Annotated in this window: 21 protein-coding genes and 1 tRNA gene; 16 read left to right on the forward strand and 6 right to left on the reverse strand. The window is 31.8% G+C overall.

Features of this window, described 5'->3' with window-relative positions; all coding sequences use genetic code 11:
* Positions 1-8: 8 nt before the first annotated feature.
* The 3 genes from trxA (at position 9) to LOS86_RS01710 (ending at position 1,540) form a co-directional block, all read left to right on the forward strand.
* Positions 9-326: a thioredoxin gene (trxA, locus tag LOS86_RS01700; protein WP_014389486.1), complete on the forward strand. Its 318-nt coding sequence runs from the start codon at positions 9-11 to the stop codon at positions 324-326.
* Positions 327-438: 112 nt separating this feature from the next.
* Positions 439-1,377, forward strand: coding sequence for a DUF58 domain-containing protein (locus tag LOS86_RS01705; RefSeq protein WP_231842938.1), 939 nt, complete (start codon positions 439-441; stop codon positions 1,375-1,377).
* A gap of 86 nt (positions 1,378-1,463) precedes the next feature.
* Positions 1,464-1,540, forward strand: a tRNA-Asp gene (locus tag LOS86_RS01710).
* A gap of 161 nt (positions 1,541-1,701) precedes the next feature.
* Here the strand turns inward: LOS86_RS01710 and LOS86_RS01715 are convergent.
* A complete protein-coding gene (locus tag LOS86_RS01715) occupies positions 1,702-2,199 on the reverse strand; it encodes a DUF456 domain-containing protein (protein WP_231842939.1) in 498 nt (165 codons plus the stop codon).
* 66 nt (positions 2,200-2,265) lie between these two features.
* On the opposite strand from LOS86_RS01715, the gene LOS86_RS01720 reads away from it, so the two are divergent.
* Positions 2,266-2,748 carry a hypothetical protein gene (locus tag LOS86_RS01720; RefSeq protein WP_231842940.1) on the forward strand — a complete coding sequence of 161 codons (483 nt, stop codon included), beginning with the start codon at positions 2,266-2,268 and terminating at the stop codon, positions 2,746-2,748.
* A gap of 148 nt (positions 2,749-2,896) precedes the next feature.
* On the opposite strand, the gene LOS86_RS01725 is transcribed toward LOS86_RS01720, so the two are convergent.
* Positions 2,897-4,003, reverse strand: coding sequence for a glycosyltransferase family 2 protein (locus LOS86_RS01725; protein WP_231842941.1), 1,107 nt, complete (start codon positions 4,001-4,003; stop codon positions 2,897-2,899).
* Complete coding sequence (locus LOS86_RS01730) at positions 4,000-4,959, reverse strand: lysylphosphatidylglycerol synthase domain-containing protein (RefSeq protein WP_231842942.1); 960 nt, start codon at positions 4,957-4,959, stop codon at positions 4,000-4,002. Before LOS86_RS01730 ends, LOS86_RS01725 begins: the two co-directional genes overlap by 4 nt.
* Before the next feature lie 54 nt (positions 4,960-5,013).
* Here LOS86_RS01730 and ruvC point away from each other — a divergent pair, with 54 nt between their 5' ends.
* Genes ruvC through hemW form a run of 3 tightly spaced genes read left to right on the forward strand, consistent with a single transcriptional unit; the run spans position 5,014 to position 7,197 of the window.
* Complete coding sequence (gene ruvC / locus LOS86_RS01735; RefSeq protein WP_231842943.1) at positions 5,014-5,568, forward strand: crossover junction endodeoxyribonuclease RuvC; 555 nt, start codon at positions 5,014-5,016, stop codon at positions 5,566-5,568.
* Between the two features lie 52 nt (positions 5,569-5,620).
* The gene (locus tag LOS86_RS01740) at positions 5,621-5,995 is read left to right on the forward strand and encodes a four helix bundle protein (protein WP_231842944.1); all 375 of its coding nucleotides are present in this window, start codon (positions 5,621-5,623) and stop codon (positions 5,993-5,995) included.
* A gap of 53 nt (positions 5,996-6,048) precedes the next feature.
* On the forward strand, positions 6,049-7,197 hold the full coding sequence (gene hemW, locus LOS86_RS01745; protein ID WP_231842945.1) for a radical SAM family heme chaperone HemW: 1,149 nt from the start codon (positions 6,049-6,051) through the stop codon (positions 7,195-7,197).
* Positions 7,198-7,201: 4 nt separating this feature from the next.
* Here the strand turns inward: hemW and LOS86_RS01750 are convergent, their stop codons facing one another.
* A complete protein-coding gene (locus LOS86_RS01750; RefSeq protein ID WP_231842946.1) occupies positions 7,202-7,582 on the reverse strand; it encodes a hypothetical protein in 381 nt (126 codons plus the stop codon).
* A 208-nt stretch (positions 7,583-7,790) separates the two neighbouring features.
* Here LOS86_RS01750 and LOS86_RS01755 point away from each other — a divergent pair, with 208 nt between their 5' ends.
* From LOS86_RS01755 to LOS86_RS01770, 4 genes are all read left to right on the forward strand, one after another.
* Complete coding sequence (locus tag LOS86_RS01755; protein WP_231842947.1) at positions 7,791-8,558, forward strand: cyclase family protein; 768 nt, start codon at positions 7,791-7,793, stop codon at positions 8,556-8,558.
* 8 nt (positions 8,559-8,566) lie between these two features.
* Positions 8,567-8,929, forward strand: a complete 363-nt coding sequence (locus tag LOS86_RS01760; RefSeq protein WP_231842948.1) for an MmcQ/YjbR family DNA-binding protein — start codon at positions 8,567-8,569, stop codon at positions 8,927-8,929.
* Between the two features lie 51 nt (positions 8,930-8,980).
* Entirely contained in the window at positions 8,981-9,685 is a 705-nt protein-coding gene (locus LOS86_RS01765) for a PH domain-containing protein (protein ID WP_231842949.1), read from the forward strand.
* 119 nt (positions 9,686-9,804) lie between these two features.
* A complete protein-coding gene (locus LOS86_RS01770; RefSeq protein WP_231842950.1) occupies positions 9,805-11,007 on the forward strand; it encodes an NAD(P)/FAD-dependent oxidoreductase in 1,203 nt (400 codons plus the stop codon).
* A gap of 120 nt (positions 11,008-11,127) precedes the next feature.
* Here LOS86_RS01770 and LOS86_RS01775 read toward each other — a convergent pair whose 3' ends face one another.
* Positions 11,128-12,228, reverse strand: coding sequence for a DUF4407 domain-containing protein (locus LOS86_RS01775; RefSeq protein ID WP_231842951.1), 1,101 nt, complete (start codon positions 12,226-12,228; stop codon positions 11,128-11,130).
* 186 nt (positions 12,229-12,414) lie between these two features.
* Positions 12,415-13,731 (reverse strand): adenosylhomocysteinase, encoded by a 1,317-nt coding sequence (gene ahcY / locus LOS86_RS01780; protein WP_231842952.1) that lies wholly within the window; start codon positions 13,729-13,731, stop codon positions 12,415-12,417.
* A 129-nt stretch (positions 13,732-13,860) separates the two neighbouring features.
* On the opposite strand from ahcY, the gene LOS86_RS01785 reads away from it, so the two are divergent.
* Genes LOS86_RS01785 through arfB form a run of 5 tightly spaced genes read left to right on the forward strand, consistent with a single transcriptional unit; the run spans position 13,861 to position 17,718 of the window.
* The gene (locus LOS86_RS01785; RefSeq protein ID WP_231842953.1) at positions 13,861-14,490 is read left to right on the forward strand and encodes a 4'-phosphopantetheinyl transferase family protein; all 630 of its coding nucleotides are present in this window, start codon (positions 13,861-13,863) and stop codon (positions 14,488-14,490) included.
* 1 nt (position 14,491) lies between these two features.
* Positions 14,492-15,208: a phosphoglycerol geranylgeranyltransferase gene (locus LOS86_RS01790; RefSeq protein ID WP_231842954.1), complete on the forward strand. Its 717-nt coding sequence runs from the start codon at positions 14,492-14,494 to the stop codon at positions 15,206-15,208.
* Positions 15,205-15,819, forward strand: coding sequence for a nicotinamide riboside transporter PnuC (gene pnuC / locus LOS86_RS01795; RefSeq protein WP_231842955.1), 615 nt, complete (start codon positions 15,205-15,207; stop codon positions 15,817-15,819). The genes LOS86_RS01790 and pnuC overlap by 4 nt, the downstream gene beginning before the upstream one ends.
* On the forward strand, positions 15,789-17,324 hold the full coding sequence (locus tag LOS86_RS01800) for a DUF4301 family protein (RefSeq protein ID WP_231842956.1): 1,536 nt from the start codon (positions 15,789-15,791) through the stop codon (positions 17,322-17,324). The genes pnuC and LOS86_RS01800 overlap by 31 nt, the downstream gene beginning before the upstream one ends.
* Positions 17,317-17,718: an alternative ribosome rescue aminoacyl-tRNA hydrolase ArfB gene (gene arfB / locus LOS86_RS01805; RefSeq protein WP_231842957.1), complete on the forward strand. Its 402-nt coding sequence runs from the start codon at positions 17,317-17,319 to the stop codon at positions 17,716-17,718. Before LOS86_RS01800 ends, arfB begins: the two co-directional genes overlap by 8 nt.
* Positions 17,719-17,983: the final 265 nt, after the last annotated feature.

A 17,983-nucleotide genomic window follows, 5' to 3' on the forward strand; every position in this document is an offset into this window, starting at 1 on the left:
AAAACAATATGGCATTAGCAATCACAGATGCTACTTTTGAGGAAGTAGTTTTAAAATCAGATAAACCAGTAGTAGTAGATTTTTGGGCAGCTTGGTGTGGTCCATGTAGAATGGTTGGTCCGGTTATCGACGAAATTTCTTCAGAATATGAAGGAAAAGCAGTAGTTGGTAAAGTTGACGTAGATGCAAACCAAGAATTTGCCGCAAAATACGGAGTTCGTAACATTCCTACAGTATTAGTATTCCAAAACGGAGAAGTTGTTGGAAGACAAGTTGGAGTTGCTCCTAAAAAGACTTATACTGATGCAATTGACGCATTATTATAATATTTGAAAAAGAAGAAATTAGGCTCAACGTATGTTGGGCCTTTTTTTTTACCTATAACCTTTCGACTATCATCTTTGACCAACAAATAAAATCTTTTTCTATCTTTACGATATGAAGTTAGAGGCGCATTTAGAAAAAATATCCAGTTTTGAGCATTTAGAATTATTGGCCAACCAAATTGTGGAAGGGTTTATTTCTGGAATGCACAAATCACCTTTTCATGGATTCTCGGCTGAGTTTGCCGAACATAAAATTTACAATCCAGGAGAAAGTACTAAGCATATCGATTGGAAATTATATGCCAAAACAGATCGATTATACACCAAGCGTTATGAAGAAGAGACTAATTTGCGATGTCATTTTATTTTAGATAATTCATCCTCGATGCATTATCCGAAATTAAAGGAAAATAAGCCGTTTTATGAGAGTAAAATCGGGTTTTCGGTATTGGCATCTGCGGTTTTGATGAACTTGCTTAAAAAACAGCGCGATGCAGTTGGATTGAGTGTTTATTCGGATACGTATGAATATTATTCACCAGAAAAGGGGAGCGATCGTCATCATCGCATGATTTTAAACAAGCTGGAAGAAGTCTTGTCGCAAAACAAAAACACTAGAAAAACAGATACCATAACATTTTTACATCAAATTGCCGAAAACATTCACCGTCGTTCTATGGTAATTTTATTTACCGATATGTTTCATTCCGAAGGGTCGGAAAAAGAAAACGATAAAATTTTTAAAGCGCTTCAGCATTTAAAACACAACAAGCATAAAGTGGTTGTTTTTCATGTTTATGATGAAAAAACCGAGTTAAATTTCAATTTTGATAATACGCCTCGCAAGTTTATTGATGTAGAAACAGGAGAAGAAATCAATTTATTTGCCGAAAACACACAAGAATCGTATCAAAAAGTGGTACAAGAATATTTCAAAACAATAGAAGCAACGTGTATGCAGTATCAAATTCGTTATGTACCTGTTTCTGTAGGAGAAAATTTTGAAAAAATTTTACTTACGTATTTGATTGAAAAACAAAAGTTTGGGTAATAACACTAAAAAAAGTTTAATTTTTTTTGCAAAAATATTTGCAGGAATGAAAAAGCGTAGTATATTTGCACTCGCAATAAAGCACTGGTTTGGTAGTTCAGTTGGTTAGAATACATGCCTGTCACGCATGGGGTCGCGGGTTCGAGTCCCGTCCAGACCGCCAGAAATAGAGGAAGCTCCGTCATAAAACGGAGCTTTTTTGCCCTCTTACAATATTTAAAATAGTTGTGTTGTTTAGGTACGAAAGTACCAAAAGGTTTAGTAGTTAGACCAATGGAAAGCTTTGCATTTTATGCAGGGCTTTTTTGATTTATATAGGTTTTATCAAAACCATATCCCTTTATTCTGCCAAACCACAACAAAAAATACACCTAAAAATATCAAGCTAACCAATAGCTTTATAAAAGTACCGGCTAAGAAGCCTAAAAGCGAACCTAAAGCTGCTTTAAAAGCTCGTTTTCCTTCATTGGAGTTGTAAATAAGTTCTCCAATTAATGCCCCTAAAAAAGGGCCAATCAAAAAGCCAAATGGTGGAAAAAACAAACCAATTACTAAGCCAATATTTGTTCCCCAAATTCCATATTTACTTCCGCCAAAAAACTTAGTGCCTTTCGCTGGAATAACATAATCTAATATCCCAATTACAATTGCAACTGCTAATGTAATTCCAAGTAGCCAATAATTAGGTTCCATTCCCGGACAAAAATAAAGAAGTAAAATCCCAACCCAACTAATTGGCGGACCTGGTAAAGCAGGAAGTAAGCTGCCAATAATTCCTACTATCATTAAAAGTAAACCTAGAATTAGTAAAAAGTATTCCATAAGATTTTAGTTATTGTCTAACAAATTTATAACTTTGTTTCGTTATGATACGTTAAAAATCAAACAATGAAATTATTTTGGGTATTAATTCTCCTGTTTTCTGTAATTTCTTGTCAGTACTTCGAAAAACAAGTGCCTGATGAGAAAGAATTATTAGAGCAAGAATTAAAAAAAATCAATTGGGAGGAAGTGGATGATTTTCCATCGGTTTTGCAATGCGATACCATAAAAGATGTGGAAATAAAAAAACAATGTTTCTTCGATTATATTACACAAACCATTCAAGAACGAATTAATATAGATACTTTACGTGTAGAATATCCAGAAATCGATACCATCAACGTAAAAATTACTGTAAATCCCGATTCAAGCTTGCAATTTGAGACCCAATTTCAAAATGATAGCATTCCTTTAGCTGATAAAACCAAAATAGATAGTATTTTAACCTCTAGATTATCTGATTTTCCAAAGGTAGAACCTGCCATTAAAAGAGGCGTAAAAGTAAAAACGCAATTCGTACTTCCTGTGATTATAAAAATGGAGAAATAAGCAAGGGCAAAATCAATTACAAGTTCAAAAATCAAATTTTGAACATAAAAGAGATGCTTTCAGCATGATAAGTTTGTGGTTAAATAATCTGTTAAAATCAGTTTTATCCGTGTCATCAGCGTTCCAAATAAATCGTCTTTTCGAGCAATTATTTCCTAAAATTTCTCCCTTTCCAATTGTATTTTCCAAACAACGAATACACCGCTACCGAAACACTAAAAAACGGATACAACAAACTACTCGCTAACACATATTGCAATTTCGATTCAAAGAAATTCGCGGTTTTATATAACAAGATAAAATCTATTAGAAATTTTAAAGCAACGAATAGCATGAAAATGTTTTGGTCTAAAAATCCAATTAACCAAAAAATAAAGCTTACTATCCAAGCCAAATTTCCACCAAAAACTACTAGTGCTAACATTTTTCCAAAAACAGAAGAATACCCCGTACTTTTAGAAGCCCATCGAACACGTTGCTGAAATAATTCAGACCAAGTTGAAACAGGTTTTGTTGCAACAATACTTTCTTTAGCTAATATAAATCCAACTTTCTTCGGCGCAAGTGAAACAGCTTTTTGAAGTAGAAATACGTCGTCACCACTTGTAATGGTTTCATTGCCTTGAAATCCATTTAATTCTTTGAAAAAATGTTTGAAATAGGCAAAATTAGCACCATTACACATAAAAGGTTGGTTAATTCCAAAACTTCCAATTGTAGCGCCTTGTAAACTCAAAAAATCTAAATTCTGAAAAGCCGATAAAAAGCTACTTTTTGGAACATAACAAACGCCAGAAGCTATCATTTCCACTTCATTTTCCTGAATATATTGGTCATAAATTGCCAACCAATCTTTCTGAACCAAACAATCCGCATCGGTAGTAATAATCCAATCGTTTTTGGCAACTTGAATCGCGGTTTCAATAGCATCTTTCTTGGGTGAATTTGATTTTCTAGTGTTCTTAATAATTTGAATTCTAAATTCTAAGTTCTGAATTCTAAATTCGTCTTCAGAATCATCATCTACTAATAGTACTTCAACCAATTCTTTCGGATAGTTTAACAATGAAATGGAATGTAATAAATTCGGAAGATTTTCTTTTTCATTTCTGAAAGGAACTACAATTGAAAAGGATGTTTTTGTAGAGAATTCCTTTTTAGAAAAACGTTTCATTCGATTAAATCCATAAATCAGTTGCCCGATGAATAAAATATAAATCAGAAAAAAAAGGCATAAAACGAAAGCTATTGTCATAATTTTTCCTTTTTATGAATTTGAAATTTCAACACAAAAATACTTCCAATTATCACCGGAATAACTAAATTAAAAAACCACATCAAAAAAGAGATAGTAGCAATTTTCCATTCTGATATACCTAATTTCGCAAAAAGAAACAGGGCAACACTTCCTTTTATTGCAATATCCATTAAATGAATACTAGGAATTATTGAAGCTAAAAAATACATTAAAAAAATAGTAGCTAAACCTATTGAGTAACTCACTTCACAATCGAAAATTTGTAATAAAAAGTAATATTGGTGAGCAAAAATAAGATATCGTATTGCAGATAGTTGTAAAGTAGTAAGATGAAAACCAAACGATAATTTTTTAAAGGCATCAATTATTTTTTGAAATGACAATCCGTAAATACTACAATTACGGAATTTAAAAATGAAAAGGAATACAACCAAAAACAAAAGGATCCAAACAAAATGAAAAACCGAAAATTTAAAACTAATCCACAGCATGGATTCTGAAACTGCAATCCTACTAATAATGAATCCTAAAATGCCAAAAAATGTTGTAATGGCCATCTGAAAACTATTCCCAATAAAATTTAGAAATAGTATTTTTTTTGCCTTTTTCTTTTCAAAAAATAATGCTTTAGCGCCATATTCTCCAATTCTATTGGGTGTAAATATTGAAGCAGTTAGTGATCCTAAGCTTTGTTTGGCAGATTCAAAAAAAGAAATTTTAGTAAAACTACTCACCAAATGCTGCCATTTCAAGATTTCGAAAATCCAATTAAAAACCGACAATAACAAGATGAAAAACAAGTTTTTAATTGAGATATAATCAGAAATTATTGACCAAGCAATTGCTTTTTCGGTTTGTAATTGCTTTACAATGTAAAACAAAGCACCACTCACTATCAAAAGTTTGATGAGAACTAAAAGGAATTGCTTAGCTTTGTGTGGAATTGCAATCATGTTACAAAGAAACAAAAACTTTGAACTTGAAACTTGAAACTTGAAACAAATTAATTGGCAAACGAACGCATCATATTAGGAATTGACCCAGGAACTACAATTATGGGTTTTGGATTAATCAAAGTAGTCAACAAGAAAATGGAATTTCTACAGTTGAACGAACTTATTTTGTCCAAATACGACAATCATTATCAGAAATTAAGAGTCATTTTTGAACGTACCATTGAGTTAATTGATACGCACAATCCAGATGAAATTGCGATTGAAGCACCGTTCTTTGGAAAAAACGTACAATCGATGTTGAAATTAGGAAGAGCACAAGGTGTTGCCATGGCAGCCGGACTCTCAAGAGATATTCCTATTACAGAATACGAACCTAAAAAAATTAAAATGGCCATAACCGGTAACGGAAATGCCAGCAAAGAACAAGTTGCTAAAATGCTTCAACAATTATTAGGTTTAAAAGAATTACCAAAAAACCTCGATTCAACAGATGGTTTAGCAGCAGCCGTTTGTCATTTTTTCAATTCGGGAAGAGTTGAAGTGGGTAAAAGTTATTCGGGTTGGGATGCTTTTGTGAAGCAGAATGAAGATAGAGTCAAGAAGTAGTGTCCAGTGTTCAGATTTTAGTGTTCAGTATAATATCGTGTAAATAAACAATATGAGATTTCAAGATTTATTAGCTTATAAAAAAGGATTTGATGTTGCTATGGAAGTTTTTGAAATATCAAAAAGTTTTCCAAAAGAAGAAACTTATTCTTTAACAGATCAAATTAGAAGAAGTTCAAGAAGTGTAACAATTACAATAGCTGAAGCTTACCGTAAAAGGGAATATCCAAAATATTTTCACAGCAAATTAACTGATGCAGATGCAGAAAATTCCGAAACGCAAGGTTGGTTAGAATATGCTTTAGCTTGTAAATATATTCCTCAAGAGACATTTGACTATTTGACTGAAAAATCAAAAGAAGTAGGAAGATTAATAAATTTCATGATTTTAAACCCAGGAAAATTCGGTTCAAAATCTGAAAACTAAATAAAGCTGTATCTAGTACTGAACACTAAATACTGAACACTGAGCACTTAAATATGAGCGGAATCTACATCCATATCCCTTTTTGCAAGCAAGCTTGTCACTATTGCGATTTTCATTTTTCTACTAATTTGAAGAAAAAAGATGAAATGGTTTTGGCTTTGGCTAAAGAAATTGAAATGCGAAGTAAATCCATCACCCATCGCCCATCACCTATCACCGAGCCAATTGAGACCATTTACTTTGGTGGTGGAACGCCTTCGATACTTTCGATTGAAGATTTAAGATTTTTGATTGATGAAGTCTATAGAAACTATAAAGTAGTTGAAAACCCAGAAATTACGGTAGAAGCAAATCCAGATGATTTAGATAATGAAACAATTCGTCAATTAGCCAATTCGCCCGTAAATCGTTTGTCAATCGGAATTCAATCTTTTTTTGAAGACGATTTGAAATTGATGAATAGGGCGCATAATGCTGAAGAGGCTAAAAAATGTTTAGAAACAGCAACACAATATTTTGATAATATTTCCATCGATTTGATTTACGGAGTTCCCGAAATGAGTAACGAAAAATGGTTGCAAAACATTGAAACCGCTTTATCTTTCGGTGTTCCGCATATTTCTAGTTATGCGTTAACAGTGGAGCCAAAAACCGCTTTGCATTCGTTTATTCAAAAAGGAATTATTCCGCAACCTGATGACGAAGTAGCTCAAGAGCATTTTCAAATTTTAGTTGACAAACTTTCGGAAAACGGATTTATTCATTACGAATTATCAAATTTTGGGAAAGAGAACTACTTCTCAAAAAACAATTCGAGCTATTGGTTGGGCAAAAAATACATCGGAATTGGTCCGTCAGCTCATAGTTATGATGGAAAAACTAGAGGTTGGAATGTTTCAAATAATTCACTTTATATCAAATCGATTCAAGAAAATAAATTACCAATAGAGATTGAAACCTTAACAAAAACTGATCGTTATAACGAATATATTATGACTGGTTTGCGTACTATTTGGGGCGTTTCATTGGAACGAATTGAACAAGAATTTGGAAAAACCTATTTAGATTATCTCAACCAACAAGCAGCAAAATTCATAGAAGATCATTTGTTGTTTGTGGATAACAACATTTTAAGAACCACCAAAAAAGGTAAGTTTTTAAGTGACGGAATTTCAAGTGATTTATTTCTATTGAATTTATAAGAAGTTAATCTGTTTTGAATAAACTTAGTGTTAAATTCAACACACCAGTCAACAAAGCACTGCCAAAATCATTTACTCCGTTTGGATTAAAAGAATCAATTTTAGAATTGAATATCATGTTTTCAGGAATTAATATTGAATTTTTATATTCATATTGACCTTTGTAAACAGAAAAATTATCATTCATCTTTGTCATACTATTGTAAACTGAAAAATCATTTTTGGTATAAAAGTTGAGTTGATTGAATCCAAAAATATATTTAGGAGAATTCAAATTTACATTAATATTAATTGGTTCTAAAATGGGTTGAATAGAGTCTGTTTTAGTCTGAGCAAACAAACACATGTTTAATATAAGAAATGTAAGAATAAAGTATTTTTTCATTTTTAAACATCTTAAGAAGTAATAAATTTAGTGAATAATAATTTCTAAAACAAGATGTTGAGATAAATTTATTATTCGTTTAACTACTTCCAATTTGTTTTTGTTAAATTTGGAATAATTATGAACCACTAAGAACACAATGAAAGCACAATGATACACAAAGCTTTGCGAACTTTGCGTAAATCCTTGCGCTCTTTGCGGTAAAAATATGAAAGCAACAATAAATAACCAACAAATCGATTTATCAAAACCTCTTGATATTTCGATTCCTCTAACAAACAACGAACAAAATCCAATAGCTTGGTATCAAAAAACGCCTGAGATTGCACCTGTAACTATGGGTGATTGGATTGGAAAAGTTTCGGAAGGAAAATCCTCTACGAATTTTAATAATATTTTCTTCAATCCGCACGCACATGGCACGCATACCGAATGTTTAGGTCATATTACCCGTGATTTTTATTCGATAAATCAATGTTTGAAACAGTTTTTCTTTACTGCGGAATTGATTTCGGTAGAGCCAAAAGCTATTGGAGAAGATTTAGTTATTACTAAAGAACATATCTCGACTGCGCTGGATAAGACAAATAACAATTCACCAGAAGCCATCATCATCAGAACATTGCCAAATCCAGAAAGCAAAAAACATTTGAATTATTCCAATACAAATCCGCCTTATTTGGAAGAAGCTGCAGCAATTTTCATTAGAGAAAAAGGGATTCAGCATTTGCTAATCGATTTGCCTAGTGTTGACAAAGAGCACGATGAAGGAAAATTATTAGCACATAAAGCGTTTTGGAATGTAAAAGATGTGAATCAAGTCAATGAGGACGCTCGCTTTAATTGTACAATTACAGAAATGATTTACGTTAGTGAAGAAATTCAAGATGGAAGTTATATGCTGAATTTGCAATTTGCTTCTTTTGAAAATGACGCTAGTCCGAGTAAACCAGTTTTGTATAAAATTGAAAAGTAATTAACAAAATGGATATTCAACAATTATATGAGTTCTGTTTAAGCAAAAAAGGTGTAACCGAACATTTTCCGTTTGATGAAGATACATTAGTCTTTAAAGTAGGTGGAAAAATGTTTTGTTTAACGTCGTTAACCGAATGGGAAAAAGGAATACCGTCGTTAAATTTAAAATGTGATCCAGAACGCGCTTTGGAACTTAGAGCGGAATATGAATCCATAGAACCTGGTTATCACATGAGTAAAGTGCATTGGAATACGGTTCGTTTTCATGGCGATGTTTCCGATAAAATGATGTGCGAATTGATTAATCATTCTTACGAACTTGTTTTCAAAAGTTTAACGAAAAAAGTCCAACAAGAAATTCAAGAATAGAAAATTAGGCATTACTTTTGTGCCATTAAAAGAAAATTCAAAGTAACTATCATGATAGACAACTTAAAAAAAATATTAAACGAAGATCAAGATCCAAAAGCTATTGAGAAAATCACGGCTAAATTGGAGAATCTTTTAATGTCGAATGAAGAAGTAGGTTATATTGCGGTTCAGAAAAAACCGGCGGTAACTATTTTTCCAGATAGTATTGTAGTAACCAACAAACGTATTATCCTTTGTAAGCCTAAAAATTTAGGTTTGTCAATGGAATTCATTGATTATGATTGGGATGATATTGCAGGTTCATTTGTAAAAGAAGGTATTTTAGGAGCAGATTTCACCTTTACCACTAATTCCGATTTAACGCATACAGTTGATTATTTACCAAAAAATCAAGCGCGAAAATTATATACTTACGCCAAAGAGCAACTGGATTTATTGAAAAACCCAAAAGCAACAATTCCAATTGTAGATGAAGTTAAAGCTGAAATTCCAATTGAAACAACAACACAAGAAGTTGTTGAGGAAGTTCCAACAGAAGAAGTAACACTTTATGCTGAAATCATGCCAACACCAAATGACGTTATTCGTGATACTGAGGTTGAGGCTCCTATTTCAGAAGAAAAAGGGTTAGCGCATTTGTCACAAGATGAATTGTTTGCAAAACTTCAGAATTATAAGAAATTATTAGATAATGGATTAATCCTTCAAGGAGAATATGACCGATTAAAGTCGGAGATTTTAAAATATCTGTAATCAATTACTTTATACTATATTAAGCCTGAAATTTTTTTCAGGCTTTTTTATTTGTGTAACTTTTGTAACAGATAATGTTTTGATTTTGAGGTAACTTTACACTATAAAATTAAAACAAAATGACAACAACAGTAGTAATAGGAGGAAGTTTTGCAGGAATGACTGCAGCCTTAGAGATAAAAAGAAAAGGGAAAGACCAACATAAAGTTATCTTAATTGATAAATCACCATTGTTTTTGTTTATCCCATCATTAATTTGGGTTCCTTTTGGAAGACGTGATATCAAAGATATTTCTTTTAGAAAAGATACTATTTTAGCTAAAAAAGGAGTGGATTTTGTAAATGCAGAAGCTTTAAAAGTAGATGTAAAAAGTCAGGTGGTTACAACAGATAAAGGTGATTTTAAATATGATCATTTAGTTGTGGCAACAGGTCCAAAAGTAAAATACGACATTGCTCCAGGTGTTGCAGAATATACGCATTACATTGGAACTCCAAACGGAGCTATGAAAGCCAGAAAAGCTTTGGAAGAATTCAAGAAAAATCCGGGTCCAATTGTAATTGGTGCTACCCAAAATGCAGGTTGTATGGGAGCCGCTTATGAATTTTTATTCAATGTAGAAAAATGGCTTCGCGAACAAAACATTCGTAAAAAAGTAGATTTGTATTGGATTACTCCTGAAGATTATTTAGGACATTTTGGAATTGATGGAATGCCACTGGGAGAAAGTATGTTAAAATCTTTTATGAGCATGTTTAATATCCATTATAAAACTCAAGTGGGAGTAGAAGAAGTTACTGAGGATAAAATTAAATTGACAAACGGAGAAGAGTTGGCTTATAATTTCTCAATGTTAATGCCACCATTTATTGGGGTTGATTTTGTAACAAACTCTCCAGATTTACATGCTACACCTACAGGTTATGTGCCTGTTAAAGATAGCTACCAACATACAGATTATCCAAATGTATGGGCGGCTGGAATTGCAGTAAATGTTCCACTTCCATTTACACCTGGAAAAGTGCCTTATGCTTCTCCAAAAACAGGTTATCCAAGTGATGAAACAGGTAAAATTGTTGCCGAAAATATTATTAGAGTAACTAAAGGTGAAACTAAATTGAAAGAAAAAGCTTGGGGAAAAATCCCAGGATTATGTATCATGGATGCAGGAAAAAAAGAAGTTATTATCTTCTCTGATAAACTTTTTAAACCTAGAAATTTTGCCATTATGCTTCCAAATGTGATTTATGATTTTAATAAAGTAATTTTAGAAAAATACTTCCTTTGGAAAACGAAAAACGGTTATTCTTACTTACCATAAATTTTAAACGCAAAGAGCGCAAAGATTTACGCTAAAGAACGCTAAAAAAATATAAAAAGAAACCCGATAATTATTTAAACTTATCGGGTTTTTGGTTTTAATAAACTTTGCGGTTAAGCCTTACATTGATTTCTTCTGTTTCTCTACAAAACCATCGGCTTGGAGTTTTAATAACTCTGTGGCGCTTTTCTTTTTGTAGTGGTACAGTTCTTTATCTTCTTTAATATCGGCGTAGACTTTATCGTAAATTTCAGCATCGGTTTGCTTTTGTAATTCGCTTTGGTAACGATTTTGTGCTAACATATTTTTAATGCCCATTTCGTTATCTTCCTGTTTGAAATCGTATTCGCTTTTTGGCGATAGTAATTTGGCAATAATGGGTGAAGTTTCAATCGCTAAAAACAATAGCATAATGAAAAACGATGGTAAGAAAGGTAATTTATTCAAAGCATTAATTCGCGCCATTAAACCGTCGAATCCTTCAATAATTGGTTGGGTTTCGGTGACTTTTTTATCCAAATCGGCTTGTAAAGTTTTAGCTTTTGCTTCTAAATCGGTGATTTTGGCTTGATTAGTAGTTTTTAAAGTAGCTAAATCTTGTAATGCAGCATCGTGTTTTTCACGCTTTTCTTTATAAACCGGACCTTTGCCTAACTTCTTAGTTCCAGCAGTTCCTTCCGCTTCGGTGATGTAAACCGAATACAAATCGTTCACTTCTTTCTCTTTTTTTAGAATGTCCGATTTTAAACTATCTATTTGTGCTTTGTTTTTATCTAAATCCGATTGAAAATAATTGACTACTTGTTTTTTGTTGGCCAACATCATTTCGTTCTTTTCTTTTAATAAAACAGTATTGATTTCTTTTTCGAAGATTTTGATTTCCAAAGGTTTTGAAATTACAATAGCAATGATAATTGCCAAAGCAATTCGAGGAGTTGCCTGAATAAATTCGTCTAGAAAGCTATCTCTTTTTTTAATGGTAGAAACAATAAATCGGTCCAAATTAAAAATAAGCAAACCCCAAACTAATCCGAAAGCTATGGCAATAAAAGGATTGTCGAAAACAGTAAAAAGGGCATAAGAACTTGCTATAAAAGCCATTACGGCTGTGAAGAATACGGTAGCTCCAATTCCGGCATATTTGTTTTGCTCGCCATTAGAACAGCCGTTAATTATGTTGGAATCTACGCCCGAACATAACATAAAAAAACGTTTTAACATGATGATTGATTTTGATCCACCAAAAGCGGACAGGTTGATGATTGATGATTAGTACAAATTTAACGCCAAATGTTTCAATTTAGTGTGTATTTGTTGATAAATAAGAGGTAAAAGAAAACCCTTACATTGCTGCAAGGGTTTAAATTATTTTGAGATGCTGATTCGCCTAGGCTGACAGCATGACAATTAATATCTATAATATTCTGGTTTGAATGGACCTTGAACTTCAACTCCAATATAAGCAGCTTGCTCAGCATTTAAAGTTTCTAATTCAACTCCTAATTTAGCTAAGTGAAGAGCTGCTACTTTTTCATCTAAATGTTTAGGTAACATATACACTTCATTTTTGTAAGCTGCACTGTTTGTCCATAATTCAATTTGAGCTAACGTTTGGTTAGTAAATGAATTTGACATTACAAAACTTGGGTGACCTGTAGCACAACCTAAATTTACTAAACGACCTTCAGCTAAAATGATAACTTCTTTACCGTTTACGTTGTAAATATCAACTTGAGGTTTAACTTCTTGTTTTGTATCACCATAGTTAGCATTTAACCAAGCCATATCGATTTCGTTATCGAAATGTCCAATGTTACAAACAATAGTTTTATCTTTCATAGCTTCAAAGTGACGACCAACAACGATATCTTTATTTCCTGTTGTAGTAATAACGATATCAGCGTTACCAATAACAGTATCTAATTTTTTAACTTCAAAACCATCCATTGCAGCTTGTAAAGCACAAATTGGATCAATTTCAGTAACTGTTACAATAGAACCAGCACCACGGAAAGAAGCAGCAGTTCCTTTTCCTACATCACCATAACCACAAACAACTACTCTTTTTCCTGCTAACATAACATCAGTAGCTCTACGAACCGCATCAACAGCAGATTCTTTACATCCGTATTTGTTGTCAAATTTAGATTTAGTAACGGAGTCATTTACGTTGATAGCTGGCATATATAAAGTTCCTGCTTTCATTCTTTCGTATAAACGGTGAACTCCAGTTGTAGTTTCTTCTGATAAACCTTTAATTCCAGAAACTAATTCTGTGTATCTATCAAAAACCATGTTTGTTAAGTCACCACCATCATCTAAAATCATGTTTAATGGTTGACGATCTTCTCCAAAGAATAAAGTTTGCTCAATACACCAGTCAAATTCTTCTTCATTCATTCCTTTCCATGCATAAACTGGAATTCCAGCAGCAGCAATTGCAGCAGCAGCATGATCTTGAGTAGAGAAAATGTTACAAGAAGACCAAGTTACATCAGCACCTAAAGCAACTAATGTTTCAATTAAAACTGCTGTTTGGATGGTCATGTGTAAACATCCAGCAATACGAGCTCCTTTTAAAGGTTGGCTTGCGCCATATTCTGCTCTTAAAGCCATTAATCCTGGCATTTCAGCTTCAGCTAATTGAATTTCTTTTCTTCCCCATGCTGCTAAAGAAATATCTTTAACTTTGTATGGTACATATGGAATTGTCTTTGTACTCATTATATTTATTAATTAATTTTTAATTTTGAGGTTGCAAAGTTACAACATAAGTTTTTATTTTCTAAATAATGTTAGAAATTTTGTGATTTGTTTATCTTGCTAATTATTTGAACCACAATTAAATATCCGATGCCTTTTTATACATCCATACAAATTAACGCTACTACAACTGCATACTTTTGGCATATTACCGAAGATGTAACTTCATTATTTAGAGCGGTTTCGCTGAAAGATACTTCATTATTTAGATTAGAGGGAATGAAATCTAAAGAACATCAAAAGGGTTTTTTAGCGGTTCGAATGTTGTTGCAACATATTGGATATAATGATTATGATTTAACATATACTGAAACAGGAAAACCAGTTTTAAATGATGGTAAAAATATTTCTATTTCGCATTCTCATAAATTTTCTTGCATTTGTATAAGTAATCAAATAATGGGTATTGATATTGAAATTCTAAAAGAGAAAACCTTGAAAATTGCCCCTCGTTTTTTAGAAATGAAGCATCTTGAAAATCTTTCGGAAGTTGAAAAAATAATGAAGGCAACTATTATTTGGGGTGTTAAAGAATCGATATTCAAAATTAAAAATGAAGTAGGAATTAGTTTTCCTGAACATATTTTTGAAGACGAATTTTGTTTATCTGACAAGAAATGTTCGGCAGAATTGCATTTTAATAACACTATTGAAAAATTTAATTTTCATTTTTATAAAGTAGAAGATTATATCTTTGTGTGTGTGTTCTCAAATAACTAAAATGCAAAATCTCTTATCAAATATACTTCAAGCTAAAAAAGACAATCAAAAACTATTGGCTATTCTTATCGATCCAGAAAAAGTTACGATAGAAAAAGTTCAAGTTTTGTCAGATAAAATAAAGACATCACCTGCAACTCATATTTTTGTTGGAGGAAGTACTTTTAGCGGAATGCATTTAGATGAATTAATTGCATTGTTAAAAAAACAAACACAATTACCAGTTTTAATTTTTCCAGGACATCCCTCTCAAATTTCCAATGAAGCCGACGGGATTTTATTCCTAAGCTTACTTTCAGGTAGAAATCCAGAATATTTAATTGAACATCATATTAATTCGGTAGAAGCGTTAGAAAAATCAAATTTGGAAATTATCCCAACAGGTTATTTGCTTATCGATGGAGGTAAAGAAACGGCTGTGCAACGCGTGAGTAAAACCCAACCCATTGAACATCACAATATCGAGTTAGCATACAAAACGGCTAAAGCAGGAGAATTTTTAGGGAAGAAATTAATTTATTTAGAAGCAGGTAGTGGTGCAAATCATCACGTTTCGTTAGAAATGATTCGTTTCGTTTCGCAAAATATTCATATTCCTTTGATTGTTGGTGGCGGTATTCGTTCAATGAAATCGATTCAACAAGTGTATGAGGCTGGTGCTGATTTAATAGTAATTGGAACCGCTTTTGAAAATGATAGTAATTTCTTTGCATTATGATAGAATTTTTATTTGACCAATACAAAGAATATCCTACCTATCTTATTGTTTTAGAATTAATTGCAGTAGTTTTCGGTATTATCAGTGTTTTATTTGCTCGGAAAAACAATATTTTGGTTTACCCAACTGGATTGGTTAGTACAATTCTTTACGTTTATATTTTGTTTGAATTTCAACTGTATGGCGATTTAATCATCAATTTCTACTATACGATTATGAGTTTTTTGGGTTGGTATTTATGGTCCAAAACAAAAAATGGTGAAGATGAATTTCCAATTTCTACGATTAATCGTAAAGAATGTATTATTTCTGCATTAATTTTTACAATTACCTTAACATTTGTTGCATTTGTTTATCATTTTTTTGATAAATTTACCCATTGGACAGCTTATGTAGATGCATTTACCACAGGTTTATTCTTTGTTGGGATGTGGCTCATGGCTAAAAGAAAAATAGAAAACTGGATTTTATGGATAATTGCCGATGTAATTTCCATTCCTTTATACTTTTATAAAGGTTTAACTTTTTCGAGTTTTCAATTTATACTATTTACAATTATTGCTATTTTAGGCTATAAAGAATGGAGAAAATTTTTACAAAAGACGATTTAATATACATACAAAATAGAGGAAACTCAATAGATAAAATTCAACAGCAGTTGGATTTTTTTATCCAAGGTATTCCCAAAATTAACTTAGTGCGCTCTGCTAAAGTAGGAGATGGTATTTGGCAATTTTCTGAAAAAGAAATACAAAATTTAGTAACGTATTTTGATAAACATAAAGATAATTATTCTATCGAAAAGTTTGTGCCTGCTTCTGGAGCTGCCACTCGTATGTTTAAGTTTCTAAATGAGTTTTTGAACGAGTTTGATGCTAAAAAAGACACTATTAATGGGTACATAAATAAACGAAATGCAAAAGATATTTCGATATTTATTTTCGGATTGAAGAATTTTCCATTTTACAAAGAATTAAAAGAGAAAACCATTCAATTACATCCTGATTATTATTCATTTTCTAATGATGCAAAATACTATGCATTAATTAAAACATTGTTAAGCAAAGAAGGATTAGATTTTGCTAATAAACCAAAAGGAATTTTACCTTTTCATGTTAGAGATGAAAAAATAATTAACCCAATTGAAGAAAATATTTTTGAAGCTGGGTTTTTTAGAAAAAATAACCAAAAGACTAAAATACATTTTACAATAAATCAAGAGTTTCAACCTCATTTTGAAAAGATAACGAGTCAGTTTTTAGATTTTGAAATTTCATTTTCTTATCAAAATCAGTCAACTGATACATTGGCTGTTAATGAAGATAACACGCCATTTCGAGTTGAAAATAATGAATTGTTTTTTAGACCAGGTGGACATGGTGCTTTGATTGATAATTTGAATGCACTGCAATCCGATATTATTTTTATAAAAAATATTGATAACGTTTCTCAGAATCATAAAACGTTAATTGAAACCAATAAAAAATTATTAGGAGGAGTTTTAATTTGGATACAATATAAAATTTTTACGTATTTACAATTACTTTCAAAAGGGGATGTTACAGAATCTCAAATTGCCGAAATAAAAGATTTTGCCGAAAATAAAACTGCTTTTCCTTTACCTGAAGAATTTAATTTTTTTCAAACCGATTATAAAATTGACTATTTAATTAAAGTGTTAAATCGTCCAATTCGTGTTTGTGGAATGGTTAAAAATGAAGGTGAGCCAGGAGGTGGACCGTTTTGGGTTCAGGATGAAAAAGGACGTCAAACTCTCCAAATTGTTGAATCTTCTCAAATAGATTTGAGTAATAAAACTCAAAAAAAGATTTCAAAAGAGGCAACGCATTTCAATCCAGTAGATATTGTTTGTGGAGTAAAAAACTATAAGGGAGAAAAATTTGATTTAACCCAATTTGTTGACCCTAAAACAGCATTTATCACTGAAAAAACAAAAAACGGGAAGCCTATTAAAGCTTTTGAACTTCCTGGATTATGGAATGGAGCTATGGCAAAATGGACTACCATTTTTGTAGAAGTACCTTTGGAAACATTTAATCCAGTGAAAACTGTAAATGATTTACTAAAACCAGCTCACCAACCCGATAATGGATAAATCAATAATTTCATCTGAATTTTTATTTAAAGCAGTTCGAAGCAGTGGAGCAGGAGGACAAAATGTAAACAAAGTGTCTTCTAAAGTAGTATTGACTTTCGATTTGATAAATTCAAAAGGATTAACAGAAGAGGAAAAAACAGTGTTGCAAACTAAAATTGCAACTAAACTCACGCAAGAAGGAATCCTAATTTTAACTAGTGAAGAAGATAGAAGTCAACTAAAAAACAAAGAAAAAGTCATTAAGAAATGTTTTAAGTTGCTAGAAAACGCTTTGGTTGTTCCTAAAGAGCGAAAAGAAACTAAAATTCCAAGAGCTGTAAAAGAAAAACGCCTCAATGCAAAAAAAGTAATGAGTGTTTTGAAACAAAATAGGAAAAAACCAAACTACTAAACTTCAATGGCAAGTTCAAAATTCAAGTTCAATAAAAATGTGATAAATTAAAATTGTTCTTGTAATTGTCATTGATATTGCATTATCTTTGCGTTGTCTCAAAGGGGTGCTCAAAATAACGAGCTGAGATCATACCCATAGAACCTAGAACAGGTAATGCTGTTTAGGGATTTGACAAAAATAAATGTGCACGTTTATTGGCGTCTAAGAGTATCAATTTAATTTTTAACCAAAGAATAATTACCCCTTTTATTCGTATTTATTT

It is taken from the genome of Flavobacterium cyclinae (assembly GCF_021172145.1).
Taxonomy (GTDB): Bacteria; Bacteroidota; Bacteroidia; order Flavobacteriales; family Flavobacteriaceae; genus Flavobacterium; species Flavobacterium cyclinae.